Origin of the sequence: Pseudomonas sp. FG1, assembly GCF_034313875.1 — a bacterium.
GTDB lineage: Bacteria > Pseudomonadota > Gammaproteobacteria > Pseudomonadales > Pseudomonadaceae > Aquipseudomonas > Aquipseudomonas veronii.
In genome coordinates, this window is the sequence record NZ_JAVIWP010000001.1 from 357,139 (window position 1) to 376,495 (window position 19,357).

Consider the following 19,357-nt stretch of genomic DNA (forward strand, 5'->3'; position numbering starts at 1 on the left):
GAGGCCGCATCCACTGCCCCCACGGATATGGAGTGTGGCGAATTTCAATTCGTTTCTTTTTTTACCAACCACGTAGGGAGTCAGGCCTTGCGGCCGCCAGAACAAATCCTGAAATAGCTTTGATCTGGATCAATCACAGTCAAAAGAGTAGTCCCATTTTGGTAATTGGCTTGTGTGGTCTTTTGCCGCGTGACAGCTTGCCTCAGCGCAGTTTCTGCAACTGTTTGTTACAGCTTGATGCTAATCTCGGGCTTCCCTACCGCGCTGGCCCGAACTCCCGATGCCCAATGAAACCGCGTTGCTGTTGCGTCACCACCGCCCTTTCATCGCGTTCTGGCTGGCGCGGATCTTCACCGCCAGCGGCTTCCAAATGCTCACCGTGGCCATCGGCTGGAACCTCTATCAACTGACCGGCAACGTGCTGGACCTCGGCCTGGTCGGCCTGGTGGAATTCGTTCCCCGCGTGCTGTTCATGCTGCACACCGGGCATGTGGCCGACCGCTATGATCGGCGCAAGGTGGCGGCTATCTGTCAGACCGTGCAGGCGCTGATTGCCGTGTCCCTGGCCATTGGCGGCCTGACCGGCAATGTGACCCGCGAGATGATCTTTATCCTCGCCTTCCTGCTCGGCGCCGCGCGCTCCTTTGAAATGCCCACCACCCAAGCGCTGCTCCCGAGCATCGTGCCCAGCACGCTGTTCCCGCGCGCCGTGGCCTCGTCGCAATCGGCCCAGCAACTGGCAACCATCGTCGCCCCGGCCCTCGGCGGTTTGCTCTATGCGTTCGGCAGCGTGTGGGTGTATGGCCCGACCGTGGTGCTGTACCTCATTGCCTGCACGCTGACCCTCAACCTGCCCGCGCGCCAGACGCCGCTGAACAAGGCCAAGGCCACGATGGACTCGCTGCTGGCCGGGATTCGCTTTATCCGCAGCCGCCCGGACATCCTCGGAGCGATTTCCCTCGACCTGTTCGCCGTGCTGCTCGGCGGTGCCACCGCGTTGCTGCCGGTGTTCGCCAAGGACATCCTGCTGACCGGCGCCTGGGGCCTGGGCCTGCTGCGTTCGGCGCCGGCGGTGGGCGCGCTGTTGATGTCGTTGTGGTTGGCGCGCTTCTCGGTCGACCGACACGTGGGCCGTGTGATGTTTACCGCCGTCGGAGTGTTCGGGGTGGCGACTATCGCTTTCGGCCTGTCCACCTCGTTCTGGTTTTCCCTGGCGGTGCTGGTGGTGCTGGGCGCCGCCGATATGATCAGCATGGTGATCCGCGCATCCTTCGTGCAATTGGAAACCCCGGACGACATGCGCGGGCGGGTCAGTGCGGTCAACGGCCTGTTTATCGGCGCGTCGAATCAACTGGGCGAGTTCGAATCCGGGATCACCGCCCACTGGTTCGGCACCGTGCCCGCCGTGGTCATAGGAGGGATCGGCACGTTGGTGGTGACCGGGACGTGGATCAAACTGTTCCCGACCCTGGCTCACCGCGACCGCATGCATGTGCCGCTGGACGAAGCCAAGGGCTGAACCTCACCACCAGCCGGTGCGGATATCCGTGACGTTCAGGGCCATTGATCAGCGGATATTGAGCTGGGTATTCAAGGTATTTCGCGGCGCGTTGATCGACGTGTTGCTGTATTCGAACCAGCCTTGGGCTTCGACATTCAGGTCGAACACATAGATGTAGCCCATCAACGTGCCCGCGCCATTGCAGGCCTGGCTGACGTTGCCGACCTGGCACACCGCAGTGCGTTGCCCGTTGAGTACTGCGCCATTGAAGCGACCCATCGGGTTGTTGCCCAGGCCAACCTCCATCACCGACACCTGGGTGGGCCCACGGTGCGTACACATCTGTGTGCTCTGGGAGCGCTCCGGAATCGTTTCCACACACCCGGCCGACTCGACCTTGAACACCCGCACCTCGCTCAAGGCCGGTGCAGTCGCGCCCCACGCCGGTGCCGCACCTAACCACGCGCTGATACAAGCGATCAGAGCTAGACTCCACCGGTTGGCTTTTTTCATGCTGTCGATGACCCTGAATTAAACATCGGCGCAGTATGCCTCAAGGCCATGATTCACAGCCATGCGCCACAAAGCCAAGCCCGTGCGCCACACGGCCTCGGCTGCTGGTATGATGCGCCGCTTTTTCCGATCCTCTCTGAAACCACAGGCGCTTGGCGCAATTTGTGCTTTGACTTAGAGGTCAACAAATAACGACGCAACATAGCGTCACAGGGAGCAGGCATGCTGGAAAAGCTGTTTCAACTCAAAGCACACAACACGAACGTGCGAACCGAGATCCTCGCGGGCATCACGACATTCCTGGCCATGGCCTACATTTTGTTCGTGAACCCGAGCATCCTCGGCGAAACCGGCATGGACAAGGGCGCAGTGTTCGTCGCCACCTGCCTGGCAGCGGCCATCGGTTCGACCGTGATGGGCTTGATCGCCAACTACCCGATCGCGCTGGCGCCGGGCATGGGCCTCAATGCCTTCTTTACCTACACCGTGGTCCTGCACATGGGCCATACCTGGCAAGTGGCGCTGGGGGCGGTGTTCATTTCGGCGGTGCTGTTCTTCATGCTGTCGATCTTCCGCATCCGTGAATGGATCATCAACAGCATCCCCCTGCCCCTGCGCTCGGCGATTGCTGCCGGTATCGGCCTGTTCCTGGCGCTGATCGCCCTGCACAACGCCGGGATCGTGGTGAGCAACTCGGCCACCATGGTCGGCCTGGGCGACCTGAAACAACCGGCACCGATCCTCGCCGCCCTCGGTTTCGCGCTGATCGTCGCGCTGGAAGCCCTCGCGGTACGCGGCGCGGTGCTGATCGGCATCCTGGCGGTGACCATTGTCTCCATTCTGCTCGGCGTGACCCCGTTCGGCGGCGTGACCTCGATGCCACCGTCCCTGGCCCCGACCTTCCTGCAGCTGGATATCAAGGGCGCGCTGGACATCGGCCTGGTCAGCGTGATCTTCGCGTTCCTGTTCGTCGACCTGTTCGACAACTCCGGCACCCTGATCGGCGTGGCCAAGCGCGCCGGGTTGATGGACAAGGATGGCCACATGCCGAAAATGGGCCGTGCGCTGATCGCCGACAGCACCGCCGCCATGGCCGGTTCGCTGCTGGGCACCTCGACCACCACCAGCTACATCGAATCCGCCGCGGGCGTGAGTGCCGGTGGCCGCACCGGTTTGACCGCGGTCGTGGTCGCGATCCTGTTCCTGCTGGCGCTGTTCTTCTCGCCACTGGCCTCCAGCGTACCGGCCTTCGCCACTGCACCGGCGTTGCTGTTCGTGGCCGTGCTGATGACCTCGGGCCTGGCGGAAATCGACTGGGATGACATCACTGTTGCAGCGCCGGTGGTGATCACCGCCCTGGCGATGCCCTTCACTTACTCCATCGCCAACGGCATCGCCTTCGGTTTCATCGCCTGGACCGCCATCAAGCTGCTTTCGGGCCGCTACCGTGAGCTGAACCCGGCGCTGGTGATTCTGTCGATTCTGTTTGTGATCAAGCTGGGCTGGTTCAACGCATGACTTTTGACGCCGCAAGCTACACCGTTCAACTGCAAGACAAGGTCACGCGCTTGCGTGACCTGCTGGCACCGTTCGACGCGCCACAGCCTCAGGTCTTCGACTCGCCCCTGCAGAACTTCCGCCTGCGCGCGGAATTCCGCCTGTGGCGCGAAGCAGGGGAACGCCACTACGCAATGTTCTCCCAGGACGACAAGCGCACGCCGATCCTGATCGACGAGTTCCCCATCGCCAGCCAGCGCATCAACCAGTTGATGCCGCAGCTCAAGGCCGCCTGGCAAGCCAGCGCCGCCCTGAGCCACAAGCTGTTCCAGGTGGAGTTCCTGACCACCTTGGCCGGCGACGCGATGATCACCCTGTGCTATCACCGCCCGCTGGACGAGCACTGGCACACCGCCGCGAACCAGCTGGCCGCCGACTTGAACGTGAGCATCATCGGCCGCTCCAAGGGCAAACGCGATGTGATCGGCCATGACTACGTGGTGGAAAAACTCGACGTCGGTGGCCGCACCTTCAGCTATCGCCAACCCGAAGGCGCCTTCACCCAGCCCAACGGCACGGTGAACCAGAAGATGCTCAACTGGGCATACGACGCACTCGGCGATCGCCCGGACGATCTGCTGGAGCTGTACTGCGGCAACGGCAACTTCACCCTGCCGCTGGCCACCCGCGTGCGCAACGTGCTCGCCACCGAAATCAGCAAGACCTCGGTGAACGCAGCCCTGAGCAACCTCGATGAAAACGCAGTGGATAACGTCACCCTGGTGCGCCTCTCCGCCGAAGAACTCACCGAAGCGCTGAACGACGTGCGCCCGTTCCGACGCCTGCACGGCATCGACCTGAAAAGCTACGAATTCGGCAGCGTCTTCGTCGACCCGCCGCGCGCCGGCATGGACCCGGACACCTGCGAACTGACCCGGCGCTTCGACAACATCCTCTACATCTCCTGCAACCCGGAAACCCTGGCGGCGAACATTGCGCAACTGCATGACACGCACCGGATTACCCAATGCGCGATGTTCGACCAGTTCCCATGGACGCACCATATGGAGTCCGGGGTGCTGTTGACCCGTCGATAACCTCCCTTACGGCTCCTTGCGCGGCCGACCGCCCTTCTTGCCATTGGCTCGGGCGGCGGCGGATTTGGCCGCGCTGCTTTTACGGCCGTTGTGCGACGCCACCAGGCTCACGGCCAGATCCATCAAGGGCTGGCTGGTCGCAATCAGGCCGGTGATGGAAACATGCAGGTCGCGGGCTTCACAGCACAGCGCCTTGCCGCCAAAGCCGACCTCCAATTGCTCGAAGTCCTGCGTGGAAAACCCTTCGAACTCCGGAAGACCGGCCACCGGCAACATGATGCGACTGCCATCGCTGAAGCCGATGGAGATGCAGTCATCCTCGTAACGCACCGAGCAGGCATTGGCGTACACACGCTTCAGTTTGCGCCCCCGCACTATGGCCTTATCGATATCGGCCTCAGTGATCGGTACATCGGGCAAAGTTTTGGCTTTTACGACTTTCATAGATCAATCTCCACACAATCTGGCGCCCTGACCAGATTCAAAAGGGTTCGCTGCCCCGCCACATCGTGTCGGGCGTTTGCAATCACATAGACGCCACGCCGAATGATCAACCCCGGCACCACCTCGTCGGCGTCCCAATCCCAGGAATGGTTCTCCAGGCAAACCGTTTGCAGTTTTTCCCACCAGATCCTTCGTACACGAGCCAGGACGTGTCGCTGCATCAACGTCTGGCGAATGCCCTCCAGAATCCCGGGGGGTGGCCGCCGCCGTTCGGGGTCTACATCCCAAAGCTCCACTCGCCCATCCAGAAAGCTGAAACGAAAACGCGCATCCCATTGCTTTCCCCTGACATGCACGTGAGGCGGGCAATGCTCATCCCTGAGAAACACCGCAATCACATGTCCTTTGTAAGTGCCTACTTTCATCGTAACCCATCCGTTAGGTTATTTTCCGCCGGGTAACACTTTTCCATGCATCACCCGACAACCGGCTCCTTGATCAGGGCGTTTTTCACAGCGTAGTAACAGCGGGCAAACCGTCGAATACGGTCTTGTAACGACTCATGGCAGCACCTGGAAATGCCCGGTCTCACTGATTAACGGTTCGATAATCGAACACATCTACCGCCATCGATTGACCAAATTAACCATTCAGTACATTTTATCCGCACAACGAACAATAACTGTGGAGATCCCCTTATGCCGCCCATCGTGCTGGTGCTCAACGGCCCCAACCTCAACCTGCTCGGCACCCGTGAGCCCGCCACCTATGGCCATGAAACCCTGGCCGACATCGCCGCGCTGTGTGGCCGCAGTGCCGAGCAACTGGGGCTGACCATCGAATTTCGCCAAACCAACCACGAAGGCGAATTGCTCGACTGGATTCACGGCGCCCGCGCCCGTTGCGCCGGTATCGTGATCAACCCGGCGGCCTGGACCCACACCTCGGTGGCGATTCGCGATGCGCTGGTGGCCAGTGAAGTGCCGGTGATCGAGGTGCATTTATCCAACGTGCATGCGCGCGAGGCGTTTCGTCATCACTCGTTCGTGTCGCCCATCGCCAAGGCGGTACTCGCCGGGTTTGGCAGCCACGGCTATCACCTGGCCCTGGAACATTTCAGCCGCACGGTGAAAGGATGAGCCCGATGAAACCGCACGTCCTCGCCGGCCTGATCGGCGCCGGCATCCAGGCCTCCCGCACGCCCGCCCTGCATGAACAGGAAGGTGACGCCCAAGGCCTGCGCTACCTGTATCGCCTGATCGACCTGGAACCGCTGCAGCTGGACATCAATGCCCTGCCCGACCTGCTGCAGGCCGCCGAGCAGATGAACTTCACCGGGTTGAACATTACCTACCCGTGCAAGCAGGCGATCCTGCCTCTACTCGATGAATTGTCCGACGAGGCCCGGGGCATTGGGGCGGTCAACACCGTGGTGTTCAAAGCGGGCAAACGCATCGGCCATAACACCGACTGCCTGGGGTTCGCCGAAGGTTTCCGGCGCAACTTGCAGGATGTCGTTCGGCGACGCGTGGTCCAGATGGGCGCCGGCGGCGCAGGCGCGGCGGTGGCCCATGCGCTGCTGGCGGAAGGCGTTGAGCACTTGAGCATTTTCGACGTAGACGCCAGCCGCGCCCAGGACCTGGCGGATAACCTCGCACACTGTTTCGGCCCGGGACGGGCCCAGGTCGGCACCCATCTGGAAAACGCCATGGCCGAGGCCGACGGGTTAGTGAACACCACGCCGATGGGCATGGCCAAACTGCCCGGCACGCCCGTGCCACCGGCCTTGCTGCACGCGCAATTGTGGGTCGCGGAAATCGTGTATTTCCCACTGGAAACCGAACTGCTGCGCAACGCCCGCGCCTTGGGTTGCCGCACTCTGGATGGCGGCAACATGGCAGTATTTCAGGCGGTGAAGGCGTTCGAATTGTTCAGTGGCGTGGTGCCGGATGCACACAGGATGTTGGCGCACTTCCAGAGCATGAACAGCTGACGGCCAAAATCGCATCCAAATGTGGGAGGGTGTTTGCCCCTCCCACCGTGAATCCGCGCCAACCTCAGGTTTGCAGGTAACGCAGCACCGACTCGCAAATCATCTGTCGATGCCGCTGCTTAACGGCTTCGTCCGACAGTTCGATCTGAAAAATCTCACTGAACGTATGGCGGTTGGATACGCGGTAAAAACAGAATGAGTTGATCAGCAGGTGAACGTCCAGCGGCTCCAGCCCCTCGCGGAACAGCCCCATTTCGGCGCCACGGCGCAAGGTCGTGCCCAGCGCATCCAGGATGTTGCTGTTCATCGCCTTGATTGAATCGGAGCGCTTCACGTACTCGGCATTGTGGATATTTTCGATGCAGACGATACGCACGAAATCCACGTTCCGGTCGTGGTGATCGAAGGTGAACTCCACCAGCCGACTGATCGCTTCGCGCGGCTCCAGGGCCGTGAGGTTCATGCGTGATTCGGTGTTGCGGATATCGCCGTAGAGCTTCTCCAGCACCTCGACGTACAACTGCTCCTTGCTGCCGAAGTAGTAATAGATCATGCGTTTGGAGGTGTGGATACGCTCGGCGATCGCATCCACGCGAGCGCCGGACAGGCCCTGCTGAACAAACTCGACAATGGCTTCTTGCAGTATGTTTTCGCGGGTCTTTTCCGGGTTGTTCTTGCGACTCTTGCGCGGTGCGTCTGACACTGCGGAGAGATCGGGAGTCAAGGTCATGGTGCGCTCACGGCCGTTTTTTATTGTGCAGGCCGCGATTATGGGCCGCGGCGCGCCCCGAAGGAAGCACCGGCCCTGCCGTCACAACCGTGCCTGGCGTACCGCACCACTGCGCGACTTGGCCATCGCCGCCAGACGCACCGCCACATTGGCCGCACCGTAGCCGGCGTAGCCATGCTTGCGCTGGATGATCTCGAAGAAAAACCGCCCTTCGAACGGCTCGGTGTACACATGAAACAACTCACCGCCCTGGGCGTCGCGGTCGTACAGCACGTTGTAGTACGCCAGCTCGCTGAGGAACTCGTCGTCGAAATCGAAGCGCGCCGCCAGGTCGTCGTAGTAGTTGAGCGGGATATCCAGCAGCGGCACACCCGCCTCCTTGGCCCGGCGCACTTCGGCGAAAATATCCGCGCAGTCGAAGGCAATGTGATGCACACCCGAGCCGCGATAGCTCGACAGCGCGTGGGAAATCGCGGTGTTGCGGTTTTCGGAAATATTCAGCGGCAAACGAATCGAGCTGCAACGGCTGCGCAGCGCACGGCTTTTCACCAGGCCATACGGATCAGGCAGCACCACTTCGTCATCGGCCTCGAAATCCAGCAAGCTCTTGTAGAACAGCACCCAGCTGTCGAGGCTGTCGGCAGGCAAGGCCATCGCCATGTGGTCGATGCGCAAAAGCCCACCGCTGGTGGCAGCGCCCGGTCGCAGATTGAAATCGGTGTCGTATACGCCTTCGCTTGGGTCCACCAGGTAAATCAGGCTACCGTCCGGCGCGCGCACCGCCGCCAATTCCAGTTCGTTCGGCCCGACCAGGCCACGATACGGCTGGCCCTTGTAGGCCACCGCCCGTTCCAGGGCCTTGGCGCTGTCCTTGACCCGAATCGCGGTGGCGCACAGCGACGGCCCATGCGCCTCGAAAAAGTTGTGGGCGAAGGAGTAGGGCTCGCAGTTGAGGATCAGGTTGATATCGCCCTGACGCAACAGGCTGACGCTCTTGGAGCGATGCTGGCCGGCCTTGACGAAGCCCAGGCGCTCCAGCCATTGGGTCAGCTTGGCGCCGAGGTCTTCGTCCACGGCAAACTCAAGGAACTCGATGCCGTCGTATTCGCTGGCGGGCGGGGTTTCGAAGAGAATATCCAGCGGTACGGCAGGGCGTTCCTGCGCCAGGCGTTGGCGGGTTTTCTCTTCCAGGTAGAGCAGCGAGCGCAGGCCGTCCGCCGCGTTGGCTCGGGTTGGCGCGGCGCGGAAGCCGTCGTTGAAGATTTCCAGGGACAGCGGCCCGGTATAGCCGCTCTTGATGATCGGCGCGAGAAAACCCGCCAGGTCGAATTCGCCTTGGCCGGGGAAGCAACGGAAGTGTCGGCTCCACTCCAGCACATCCATGGCCAGGATCGGTGCGTCGGCCATCTGCACAAAGAAGATCTTGTCGCCGGGGATCTCGGCGATGGCGCTCGGGTCGCCCTTGAGCGACAGGGTGTGGAAGCTGTCGAGCAACACCCCGAGGCTCGGGTGATCGACCTGACGCACCAGGTTCCACACCTGCTGCCAGGTGTTCACATGCCGGCCCCAGGCCAGCGCTTCATAGCCGATGCGCAAGCCACGACGGCCGGCGTGTTCGGCGAGCAGGCTGAGGTCATCGAGTAGAATACGTTCATCGCCCACGCAATCGGCCGAGGCGTTGCTGCACACCAGCACCAGGTCGGTGCCCAGCTCGTGCATCAGGTCGAATTTACGCTCGGCGCGCTCCAGGTTGCGCGCCAGACGGTCGCGGCGGCAGCCTTCAAAGTCGCGGAACGGCTGAAACAAGGTGATGGCCAGGCCCAAGTCAGTGCATATTTGCCTGACTTCCCGCGGGCTGCCGTCGTAATACAACAGGTCGTTCTCGAAAATCTCGACCCCATCAAACCCGGCGGCGGCAATGGCTTCGAGCTTTTCCGGCAGGGTGCCGCTCAAGGAAACAGTGGCGATGGAACGTTGCATGGGGCGACTCCCGGCAATTGTTATTTACAGTAAATTATTCGCCCCCTAGCCTAATGCAGCAATTGAAATGTACGAACCAGTTAGTTTTCAGGGCGATTATCGAACACAATGGCCATTGGCGAATTGACGATTTTTTAGCCACTGCGCACCATCGATTCCGTAACAAAACCCAGAACACACCATAAAAATTTCAAAAACGGGTAAACCCTCATGCCTTCGCAAAACTCCGTCCTGGCTGCGCGCCCGGCCAATCCGCACGCCGGCATCGGCGACAAGATCCGCGGTGCAATGGCCGTCGGTAAAACTCGCTGGGGCATGCTGGCCCTGGTGTTCTTCGCGACCACACTCAACTACATCGACCGCGCCGCCCTCGGCGTGATGCAACCGATCCTGGCCAAAGAAATGAGCTGGACGGCGATGGACTACGCCAACATCAACTTCTGGTTCCAGGTCGGCTACGCGATTGGCTTTGTGCTGCAAGGCCGACTGATCGACCGCGTAGGTGTCAAGCGCGTGTTCTTCTGCGCGGTGCTGCTGTGGAGCGTGGCCACCGGCGCCCATGGCCTGGCCACCTCGGCCGTCGGCTTCATGGTCTGCCGCTTCATCCTCGGGCTGACCGAGGCCGCCAACTACCCGGCCTGCGTCAAGACCACTCGCCTGTGGTTCCCTGCCGGCGAGCGCGCAGTGGCCACCGGCATCTTCAACGCCGGTACCAACGTCGGCGCGATGATGACGCCGATGCTGCTGCCGTTGATCCTGCACGTATGGGGCTGGCAAGCGGCGTTCCTGTGCATGTCGGCACTCGGTGGGATCTGGCTGCTGTTCTGGGGCTTGAAGTACTACAACCCGGAAGAGCATCCGACGGTTAAGCAGTCCGAACTGGACTACATCCAACGGGAAGTCGAACCGGAACAGCCCCGCGTCCCCTTCAGCCGCATCCTGCGCATGCGCGGCACTTGGGCCTTCGCCATCGCCTACTCGCTGACCGCGCCGGTGTTCTGGTTCTACCTGTACTGGCTGCCGCCGTTCTTGAACCAGCAATACAACCTGGGCATCAACGTCACGCAGATGGGTATCCCGCTGATCATCATTTACCTGACCGCCGACTTCGGCAGCGTGGGCGGTGGGATTCTGTCGTCGTTCCTGATCGGCCGCGGGATGAATTCGATCAAGGCGCGGCTGCTGTCGATGCTGCTGTTCGCCTGCTGCATCATCGGGGTGATCATGGCCGCCGGCTCCAGCCAGTTGTGGGTCGCGGTGTTCGCCATCTCCCTGGCGATTGGCGCACACCAGGCCTGGACCGCCAACATCTGGAGCCTGGTGATGGACTACACGCCCAAGCACATGATGAGTACGGTATTCGGCTTCGGCGGCATGTGCGCGGCCATCGGCGGCATGTTCATGACCCAGATTGTCGGCCACATCCTGACCGTGACGAACAACAACTACACCGTGCTGTTCACCCTGATCCCGGCGATGTACTTCATCGCGCTGACCTGGATGTACTTCATGGCACCGCGCAAGATTCCCAGGGTCGACGCCTGATTCAGCGCCGCCGCTGCTGCCAGGCAGCGGCCAACCCGCTCATGCAGATCACCCCGATGCCGACCACCGTGGTCAGGTCGGGGGTATGCGCAAACACCAGCCAGCCCAACACGCCCGCAAACACGATCTGGCAATAGCCGAACGGCGCCAGCAAGGCCGGCGCCGCGAAGCGGAAGGCCTGGGTCAGCAGCAAGTGCGCGGTCATCCCGCAGGTGCCCAACGCCAGCATCAACACGCCGTGCCACAGGGTTGGCACTTGCCAGAAGAACGGCACCATCGCACTCATCACCAAGGTATTGCACAGGCCGGCGAAGAAGTTACTGGTGGTGGGCGTGTCGTATTGGCTGAGGATGCGCGTGAGCAGTTGGTAGAAGCAGAAGAACAATGCCGAGCACAGCGGCAGCAGCACCGCCGGGGTGAACAGTTCACCGCCCGGGTGGATGATCACCAGCACCCCGACAAACCCGCAGATCACCGCCAGCCATTGGCCACGCGTCACGTGTTCACCGAGCAGAGGCACCGACAGCGCCGTCACCAGGATCGGCGCAAGGAAGTTCACTGCGGTGGCTTCCGCCAGCGGGATGTAATGCAGCGCGGCGGTAAAAAACAGGCTGGTACCCAACAGGCACAGGGCCCGCACCACCTGCATCCCCGGCCGTTTGCTGCGCAGCACGCGCAAGCCCGATTGCGGCAGGAAAATCCCGGCCATCAACAAGGTATGCACCAGGTAACGCGCCCACACCACCATCACGATCGGGTAGAACCCGGCCAGGAATTTGGACAAGGCGTCGTGGCTGGAGAACAGAAAAGTCGCCACCACAATCAGCAGAATGCCTTTGAAGGGATGGTTGACGCCGGAAAGTGGGGTGCTGACAGTCATTGAATTCTCTTGCGTGGCGGGCTGAACGCGGTGGTACTCAACCCGTTAATCTAGCAGTCGGGCATGCGTCTGCCCCAAGAGCATAACCAAACACCGTGCGAACAGCGCACTAAATCACTGCAATCGAGTCCAACGCTGCACGTTCGCCCCGGCGTTGCACACTTTTTAACCAAGGCCTTGCCGCTATGAAAAAAACTGTCTTTCTTCTGTCTACCCTTGCCCTGCTCACCGCGTGCAACCAAGAGTCCAAGGCGCCCGCCAAACCGGCGCCGCCTTCCGTGCAAGCGACCCTGGTGCCGCAAACCCCACCCACCGACAGTTGGGTCGGCAAATGGATCGGCGTCGAAGGCTTGCACCTGACCATCGCCAAGGACGACAGCATCGGCCGTGGCCACTACCTTCTTACCATGCAATACGGCCTCGACGCCGACGCCGCCGGCACCTTCAAAGGTGAAGCGGCCGAAGACGGCATCGCCTTCACCCGCCCCGATGGCCCGCAACAGCTGCGCGCCGGTGACGGTGCGGCAACCGGGTTGAAATGGCTGGCGGATAAAAAGAACTGCCTGATCGTCGCCACCGGCGAAGGCTATTGCCGTTAATCACGACCATAATCAATCACGCTTAGCACACAGAGGATTGCCCCATGCTATGGAAAAAAGGCCGACGCAGCGACAACGTGGTGGATGCCCGCGATGACAGTGGCGGTGGTAGTGGCGGCATGCGTTTTGGCGGCGGCAAGGGCCTGAGCCTGACCGCGATTGTGTTGATCGTCGGCATCGGCTGGCTGACCGGCCAGGACCCGCTGCAGATCCTCGGCCAATTGACCGGCCAGTTGGAACAGGCGCCCTCGGTGAGCACCCCGTCGCGCCAGGCGCCGCCGGCCAATGATGAGCAGACCGACTTTGTCCGTGCGGTGCTCGGCGATACCGAAGACACCTGGGCCCAGGTGTTCCAGGAAAACGGCTTGGCCTACAAGAACCCGAAACTGATTCTGTTCCGTGGCCGGGTCAATTCCGCCTGCGGTGGCGCCACGTCCGCCAGCGGCCCGTTCTATTGCCCGGCGGATCAGCAGGTGTACCTGGACCTGGATTTCTTCCGGGAAATGTCGCAACGCTTCCAGGCCGCCGGCGATTTTGCCCAGGCCTACGTGATCGCCCACGAAGTCGGGCACCACGTGCAGACCTTGCTCGGCATCTCGTCGAAGATCCAGGCTGCACGCCAGCAAGGCCGGCAGATGCAAGGCGACGGCGGCCTGCTGGTGCGTCAGGAGCTACAGGCCGACTGCTTTGCCGGCGTGTGGGCCAACCGCGCGCAAAAACGCCTGAACTGGCTGGAACCCGGCGATATCGAAGAAGCGCTGAATGCGGCCAACGCGATTGGCGATGACCGTTTGCAGCAACAGGGCCAGGGCCGTGTCGTGCCGGACTCGTTCACCCACGGCACCTCGGCGCAGCGCGTGCGTTGGTTCAAGACCGGCTTTGCCCAAGGCCAGATCACTCAATGCGACACCTTCGCGGCCAAGAGTCTTTAAATGAATACGCGATTGCGAATGCTGCTGGGTGTGCTGGTCGCCTGCAGCGCCTCCACCTGGGCCGCCGAGCAGGGGGTCAAGGCGGTCAGCCCCGAGCGCTTTCACCTGACGGCCGGCGACCTCAGCCTCGGCTTGAGCCAGGACTGGAGTAAACCCCTGCCCAACGTCACCCGTGCGTTGATCATCGTGCATGGTCGCCTGCGCAACGCACAGACCTACCTGCAGAGCGCTGAAGACGCCGCCGAACATGCCGGGGTTGGTGGCACGACGCTGGTGGTCGCGCCGCAGTTTCTCAATGACTCGGACGTGAAACGCCATCACCTGGCCCCGCAAGTGCTGCGCTGGAACGGCAATGACTGGATGGCCGGCGAGCCCTCCACGGGCCCCGGCCAGGTCAGTTCCTACGGCGCCCTGGACCAGATTATCGAGCACCTGGGCAACCGCACCGTGTTCCCGGCACTGAAAGAGATTGTGGTGGCCGGCCACTCCGGCGGCGGCCAGGTGGTGCAGCGTTTCGCGCTCACCGGCCATGCTCAACCGAGCCTGCAAAGCGCGGGCATCCGCCTGCGCTATGTGGTGGCCAACCCGTCGTCCTACGCCTACTTCAGCCCGCAGCGCCCGGTGCCGTTCAAGGTCGCCGACTGCCCTGGCTTCAATGACTGGAAGTACGGCATGCAACACCTGCCCGCCTATGCCAAGGGGCAAAGCGCCGAGCAACTGGAACAGGCCTATGTGTCGCGTGACATCACCTACCTGCTGGGCCGGCAAGACACCGACCCGAACCACCCGGCGCTGGATAAAAGCTGCGAAGCCGAGACCCAGGGCGCGTACCGCCTGATTCGCGGACACAACTATTTCGACTACCTCAAGCAGCGCCACCCGCAACTGACCCAGAAGCTGGTGGAAGTGCCGGGGGTTGGGCATAACGGCGATGGGATCTTCACTTCGCCTGAAGGACAGAAGGCACTGTTCTCTCAGTAATACCTGCAGAAACCGGCTCAACCTGTGGGAGGGGGCTTGCCCCCGATTGCGGTGTAACAGTCAGCAAATTTTTAACTGACAGACTGCTATCGGGGGCAAGCCCCCTCCCACATTTGATCTCTATTGCCCGGGCTGGATCATCCGGCGCAGTACCGCGCAGTCTGCGGCATGCCAATCAGCCAGCTCGGGCCACGGGTTCTCCGGCAGGTTGACCAACACTGTTCTGGTCCCCGCTGCGCGGCCGCAATCCAGGTCAAAGCGGTAATCCCCCACCATCACCATCGCACTGGGCGATACATCCCAGGCCGCCGCCAGTTTCAGCAGGCCACCTGGGTCGGGCTTGGGTGGCGCATCATCGCGCCCCAGTACATCCTCGACGGCAAAGCAGTCCGCCAGGCCAATCGCTTCCAACGTCACATGCGCCAGCTCCCGCGCATTGCGGGTCAGGATGCCCAGGCGACAACCCCGCCCGGCCAATTCCCGCACCAGTTCCACCGAGCCTTGCGCCGCGACCGAACCCAGCGCCAGCTCGCGCTCATGCTCCAGCAACCAGGCATGTTTGGCCGCCGCGACATCCGCCGGCAATGCTGCGAGGTGGGTGAGGATGTCATCCTCGGGCGGAATATCCAGCGCTACGCGAATGGCCGCGAAATCATGCACGGCCACCGTGAGGGTGCCGTCCATGTCGAACACCCAATGTTTAATCTGCGCCAGGCTCACGCCCAGTCCTTACGGTGGCGGATCAGGCCTTCCTGAGTGACCGAGGCCACCAGTTGCCCAGCGCGGTTGTACACGCTGCCCCGTGAGAAACCACGGGAATTGCCGGCCCACGGGCTGTCCATGGCGTAGAGCAACCAGTCATCGGCGCGCAGGTCGGCGTGGAACCACAGCGCGTGGTCGAGGCTGGCGACCTGCATGTCTTTCTGCCACACGGTCTTGCCATGGGGCAGCAGCGACGTGGTCAGCAAGCCGAAGTCCGAGGCGTAGGCCAGCAGGTACTTATGCAGCGCCGGCGTGTCGGCCAGGGCGCCGTCGGCGCGGAACCACACGTACTTGACCGGGTCGGACGGCTGCGGGTTGAACGGGTCTTTTTCGGTCACCGGGCGCACTTCGATCGGCTTGGGGCACAGCAACTTGTCGCGCATGTGCTCGGGGATCAGGTGGACGCGCTGCTTGGTCAGCTCCAGCTCCGACGGCAGGTTTTCCGGGCCGACCACCTCGGGCATGCTGGTCTGGTGCTCGAAGCCGGCTTCGTCGTACTGGAACGACGCGCTGCAGGTAAAAATCGGGTGGCCCTTCTGGATCGCCGTCACGCGGCGTGTGCTGAAGCTGCCGCCATCGCGCACGCGGTCCACCGAATACACCACCGGCAATGCGGCATCGCCGGGGCGCAGAAAATAACCGTGCAAAGAATGCACGTGCCGCTCGGCTTCTACGGTCTGGCTGGCAGCCGACAGCGACTGGCCGAGCACTTGCCCGCCGAACAGTTGGCGAAAACCCAGGTCCTGGCTGCGGCCGCGAAAGAGGTTTTCCTCGATCGGCTCCAGGGTCAGCAAGTCCACCAGATCTTCCAATACTTGGCTCATAGAGCAACTCCTACAATCTATGGGGCATTCCGGGCTGCTTATCCGTGCAGCGTGTCCAACCATTGGGCGCGGGTGATGCGGTACAAAACATGCGGGCGCAGCGGGTCATCAGCCGCGACCTTGGGGTGTTCAAAATCTGCCTGGGGATCGTAATGCATCCCGATGGCTTGCATGACTTTTTGTGATGGCAGATTGGTTTGGGTGGTGAAGGCGACGATTTCGTCCAACTGCAGGCGGTCGAAACCACAACGCAACGCGGTCCATGCCGCCTCGCTGGCATACCCCAGGCCCCAATGCTCACGCGCCAGGCGCCAGCCGATTTCCACCGCAGGGGTGAAGGCGGTTTCAAAGCTGACATTCTGCAACCCGGTCAGGCCGATGAACTCGCCGCTGTCCTTGCGCTGCAAGGCCCACAGGCCGAAGCCGTATTCGGCGAAATGCCCACGAATCCGGCCGATCAACGCGGCGCTTTCCAGGCGGTCCAATCGGGTCGGGAAATAACGCATCACCTGCGGGTCGGCGCACATGTGCGCAAACGCCGGCAGGTCGGCATCGCGCCATTGGCGCAGCACCAGGCGTGCGCTGTGCAATTCCAGTATCGGCTCCATGGGTCCCCCTCCCTTGCCATGTGCGTGAGTGTACCGCGCTGTTAAGATCCGTCGCAGGTTCCCGTCAGAAAATCCCATGCCTTTGCCATTGATCTACCACGATGATTACAGCCCCGAGTTCCCGGCGGACCACCGCTTCCCGATGGACAAGTTCCGCCTGTTGCGTGACCACTTGGTGTCCACCGGGCTGACCCAGGACAGCCAATTACTGCGCCCACCGCTGTGTCCGGCGGACATTCTGGCCCTGGCCCATGAACCTGGGTATATCGAACGCTACATGAGCGGCGAGTTGTCCCGCGAAGACCAACGGCGCCTCGGCCTGCCCTGGAGCGAAGCCCTGGCGCGGCGTACCGTGCGCGCGGTGGGCGGTTCGATCCTGGCGGCGGAGCAGGCGCTGGAACACGGCCTGGCCTGCCACCTGGCGGGCGGCACCCATCACGCCCACTACGATTACCCGGCGGGCTTTTGCATCTTCAATGACCTGGCCGTGATCAGCCATTACCTGCTGGCCAGCGGCCGGGTCAACCGCGTGCTGATCTTCGACTGCGACGTCCACCAGGGCGACGGCACCGCGCGCATCCTCCACGACACGCCGGACGCGATCACCGTGTCGCTGCACTGCGAGAAGAACTTCCCCGCGCGCAAGGCCCAGAGCGACTGGGACATCCCGCTGCCCATGGGCATGGGCGACGCCGATTACCTCAAGGTGGTGGACGACGCGCTCAACTACCTGCTGCCGCTGTACCAACCGGACCTGGTGCTGTACGACGCAGGCGTCGACGTGCATAAGGACGACGCCCTCGGCTACCTCAAGCTGACGGACGAAGGCGTCGCCGCCCGCGATGAGAGCGTGATGCGCCATTGCCTGGGCCGCGACATTCCGGTGATGGGCGTGATCGGCGGCGGCTACAGCAAAGACCGTGTGGCCTTGGCCCGCCGCCACGGCATCCTGCACCACAGCGCGCAACGGGTGTGGACGTCATCAGGTTGTCATTGAAATATGGGCGTTACCCACAATGCCTGTGGAACGGCCTGTGGATAACTTGAGCGTAAACGTCTGAAAGCCAGTAACCGCATAGCCTGTAGGAAGCTGTACGTTTTTTGATCAGGAACTTGCGCCGTCCTCGGGTAGAATGCTCGGCCTATTCACGCGACCGTAGCCCTGCCCATGCCTCAGACCCCTGCCCAACACGTCACCATTATCGGCGGCGGCCCTGCCGGCCTGATGGCCGCTGAAATCCTGAGCCAGGCGGGCCTGCGGGTGGACGTGTACGACGGCATGCCCTCGGTGGGGCGCAAGTTCCTGCTGGCCGGTGTGGGCGGCATGAACATCACCCATTCCGAGGCTTACCCGGCGTTCCTGTCACGCTATGCCGAACGTGCGCCGCAGATGGCGCCGTTGCTGCGTGCGTTTGGTGCGCAAGCGCTGTGCGAATGGATTCATGGCCTGGGCATCGACACCTTTGTCGGCACCTCCGGCCGGGTGTTTCCCACAGACATGAAAGCCGCCCCGTTGTTGCGTGCCTGGCTCAAGCGCCTGCGCGACCACGGCGTGGTTATCCACACCCGCCATCGCTGGCTGGGCTGGAGCGCGGACGGCAGTTTACTTATCCACAGCCCGGACGGCGAAAAAACCATCCACAGCGACGCCGTGCTGCTCGCCCTTGGCGGCGGCAGTTGGTCGCGCCTGGGCTCCGACGGCACCTGGCTCAAGCGGCTGGAAGCTAAAGGCGTGCCCTGCGCGCCGTTACAGCCGAGTAATTGTGGCTTCGAGGTGTCGGCCTGGAGCGAACTGATGGTCAGCAAATTCGCTGGCGCACCGTTGAAAAACGTCGCTATCGGCCTGGGAGATGACAAGCCGCGCCTCGGCGAATGCGTGATCACCGCCAGCGGTATCGAGGGCAGCCTGATCTATGCGCTGTCGGCACCGATTCGTGAGGCGATCAATCGCAATGGCGCCGCCACGGTGCACATCGACCTGCTGCCGAGCAAGCCGCTGGACAAGGTCCAGGCCGCCTTGGCCAAGCCGCGTGGGTCGCGCTCGATGAGCAAGCATCTGCACAGTCAGTTGGGGTTGGATGGGGTCAAGGCGGCGTTGTTGCGTGAGCTGGCACCCGCCGAACACTTCAACGACCCGGCGCAATTGGCTGTGGCTATCAAGGCATTGCCCCTGAGCCTGGTGAAAACCCGGCCGATGGATGAAGCGATCAGTACGGCGGGCGGTGTGCCGTTTGAGGCGCTGGATGAGCGGTTGATGCTCAAGCAATTACCGGGGGTGTTTTGTGCGGGGGAGATGCTGGACTGGGAGGCGCCGACCGGCGGGTATTTGCTGACGGGGTGTTTTGCCAGTGGCAGAGCGGCCGGGCGGGGGATGTTGGAGTGGCTTAAGCGCTGAGATCTGTGGTGAATTCAAAGCCGTCATCGGGGGCAAGCCCCCTCCCACATTTTGAATGTATTCACAGATCAAAACT

General features: G+C 62.1%; 20 protein-coding genes. 11 read left to right on the plus strand and 9 right to left on the minus strand.

The genetic code is table 11. The annotated features are described in order from the left end of the window. The first annotated feature begins 280 nt into the window (after window positions 1-280). Entirely contained in the window at window positions 281-1,519 is a 1,239-nt protein-coding gene (locus RGV59_RS01585; protein ID WP_126586225.1) for an MFS transporter, read from the plus strand. A gap of 48 nt (window positions 1,520-1,567) precedes the next feature. Here RGV59_RS01585 and RGV59_RS01590 read toward each other — a convergent pair whose 3' ends face one another. Further along, window positions 1,568-2,014 carry a DUF4879 domain-containing protein gene (locus RGV59_RS01590; RefSeq protein ID WP_046482566.1) on the minus strand — a complete coding sequence of 149 codons (447 nt, stop codon included), beginning with the start codon at window positions 2,012-2,014 and terminating at the stop codon, window positions 1,568-1,570. Between the two features lie 222 nt (window positions 2,015-2,236). On the opposite strand from RGV59_RS01590, the gene RGV59_RS01595 reads away from it, so the two are divergent. After that, window positions 2,237-3,532, plus strand: a complete 1,296-nt coding sequence (locus tag RGV59_RS01595; RefSeq protein WP_017848284.1) for an NCS2 family permease — start codon at window positions 2,237-2,239, stop codon at window positions 3,530-3,532. Continuing rightward, window positions 3,529-4,608, plus strand: coding sequence for a tRNA (uridine(54)-C5)-methyltransferase TrmA (trmA, locus tag RGV59_RS01600; RefSeq protein ID WP_046381974.1), 1,080 nt, complete (start codon window positions 3,529-3,531; stop codon window positions 4,606-4,608). The genes RGV59_RS01595 and trmA overlap by 4 nt, the downstream gene beginning before the upstream one ends. A 6-nt stretch (window positions 4,609-4,614) precedes the next feature. On the opposite strand, the gene RGV59_RS01605 is transcribed toward trmA, so the two are convergent. Further along, window positions 4,615-5,052, minus strand: coding sequence for a DUF2442 domain-containing protein (locus tag RGV59_RS01605; RefSeq protein ID WP_126586227.1), 438 nt, complete (start codon window positions 5,050-5,052; stop codon window positions 4,615-4,617). Beyond that, a complete protein-coding gene (locus RGV59_RS01610; protein ID WP_046381972.1) occupies window positions 5,049-5,477 on the minus strand; it encodes a hypothetical protein in 429 nt (142 codons plus the stop codon). Before RGV59_RS01610 ends, RGV59_RS01605 begins: the two co-directional genes overlap by 4 nt. Before the next feature lie 273 nt (window positions 5,478-5,750). Here RGV59_RS01610 and aroQ point away from each other — a divergent pair, with 273 nt between their 5' ends. Both aroQ and RGV59_RS01620 read left to right on the plus strand, forming a co-directional pair. Beyond that, the gene (aroQ, locus tag RGV59_RS01615) at window positions 5,751-6,191 is read left to right on the plus strand and encodes a type II 3-dehydroquinate dehydratase (RefSeq protein ID WP_102616974.1); all 441 of its coding nucleotides are present in this window, start codon (window positions 5,751-5,753) and stop codon (window positions 6,189-6,191) included. Window positions 6,192-6,196: 5 nt separating this feature from the next. Continuing rightward, window positions 6,197-7,045 carry a shikimate dehydrogenase gene (locus tag RGV59_RS01620; protein WP_126586229.1) on the plus strand — a complete coding sequence of 283 codons (849 nt, stop codon included), beginning with the start codon at window positions 6,197-6,199 and terminating at the stop codon, window positions 7,043-7,045. A gap of 64 nt (window positions 7,046-7,109) precedes the next feature. Here RGV59_RS01620 and RGV59_RS01625 read toward each other — a convergent pair whose 3' ends face one another. After that, entirely contained in the window at window positions 7,110-7,775 is a 666-nt protein-coding gene (locus RGV59_RS01625) for a TetR/AcrR family transcriptional regulator (protein ID WP_017848290.1), read from the minus strand. An 81-nt stretch (window positions 7,776-7,856) separates the two neighbouring features. Further along, complete coding sequence (quiC, locus tag RGV59_RS01630; RefSeq protein WP_126586231.1) at window positions 7,857-9,755, minus strand: 3-dehydroshikimate dehydratase QuiC; 1,899 nt, start codon at window positions 9,753-9,755, stop codon at window positions 7,857-7,859. 210 nt (window positions 9,756-9,965) lie between these two features. Between quiC and RGV59_RS01635 the strand changes: the two genes are divergently transcribed. Next, window positions 9,966-11,300 carry an MFS transporter gene (locus RGV59_RS01635; protein WP_046482183.1) on the plus strand — a complete coding sequence of 445 codons (1,335 nt, stop codon included), beginning with the start codon at window positions 9,966-9,968 and terminating at the stop codon, window positions 11,298-11,300. Between the two features lies 1 nt (window position 11,301). Here the strand turns inward: RGV59_RS01635 and RGV59_RS01640 are convergent, their stop codons facing one another. After that, window positions 11,302-12,180, minus strand: a complete 879-nt coding sequence (locus RGV59_RS01640; protein ID WP_017848293.1) for a DMT family transporter — start codon at window positions 12,178-12,180, stop codon at window positions 11,302-11,304. Between the two features lie 185 nt (window positions 12,181-12,365). On the opposite strand from RGV59_RS01640, the gene RGV59_RS01645 reads away from it, so the two are divergent. Genes RGV59_RS01645 through RGV59_RS01655 form a run of 3 tightly spaced genes read left to right on the plus strand, consistent with a single transcriptional unit; the run spans window position 12,366 to window position 14,692 of the window. After that, a complete protein-coding gene (locus tag RGV59_RS01645) occupies window positions 12,366-12,779 on the plus strand; it encodes a lipoprotein (RefSeq protein WP_046482185.1) in 414 nt (137 codons plus the stop codon). A gap of 44 nt (window positions 12,780-12,823) precedes the next feature. Next, complete coding sequence (locus tag RGV59_RS01650) at window positions 12,824-13,711, plus strand: neutral zinc metallopeptidase (RefSeq protein ID WP_126586233.1); 888 nt, start codon at window positions 12,824-12,826, stop codon at window positions 13,709-13,711. Then, a complete protein-coding gene (locus RGV59_RS01655) occupies window positions 13,712-14,692 on the plus strand; it encodes an alpha/beta hydrolase (RefSeq protein ID WP_126586235.1) in 981 nt (326 codons plus the stop codon). It abuts the gene before it with no gap. Between the two features lie 120 nt (window positions 14,693-14,812). On the opposite strand, the gene RGV59_RS01660 is transcribed toward RGV59_RS01655, so the two are convergent. From RGV59_RS01660 to RGV59_RS01670, 3 genes are read right to left on the minus strand one after another with little or no spacing between them, the layout of a single operon-like run. After that, on the minus strand, window positions 14,813-15,412 hold the full coding sequence (locus RGV59_RS01660; RefSeq protein WP_046381966.1) for an HAD family hydrolase: 600 nt from the start codon (window positions 15,410-15,412) through the stop codon (window positions 14,813-14,815). Next, the gene (tesB, locus tag RGV59_RS01665) at window positions 15,409-16,278 is read right to left on the minus strand and encodes an acyl-CoA thioesterase II (RefSeq protein ID WP_017848298.1); all 870 of its coding nucleotides are present in this window, start codon (window positions 16,276-16,278) and stop codon (window positions 15,409-15,411) included. Before tesB ends, RGV59_RS01660 begins: the two co-directional genes overlap by 4 nt. A gap of 38 nt (window positions 16,279-16,316) precedes the next feature. Next, window positions 16,317-16,886 carry a GNAT family N-acetyltransferase gene (locus RGV59_RS01670; protein ID WP_046482192.1) on the minus strand — a complete coding sequence of 190 codons (570 nt, stop codon included), beginning with the start codon at window positions 16,884-16,886 and terminating at the stop codon, window positions 16,317-16,319. 76 nt (window positions 16,887-16,962) lie between these two features. Here RGV59_RS01670 and RGV59_RS01675 point away from each other — a divergent pair, with 76 nt between their 5' ends. Together RGV59_RS01675 and RGV59_RS01680 are read left to right on the plus strand one after the other, a co-directional pair. Then, on the plus strand, window positions 16,963-17,883 hold the full coding sequence (locus tag RGV59_RS01675) for a histone deacetylase (RefSeq protein WP_046482194.1): 921 nt from the start codon (window positions 16,963-16,965) through the stop codon (window positions 17,881-17,883). Between the two features lie 171 nt (window positions 17,884-18,054). Next, complete coding sequence (locus tag RGV59_RS01680; protein ID WP_126586237.1) at window positions 18,055-19,281, plus strand: TIGR03862 family flavoprotein; 1,227 nt, start codon at window positions 18,055-18,057, stop codon at window positions 19,279-19,281. Window positions 19,282-19,357 lie beyond the last annotated feature (76 nt).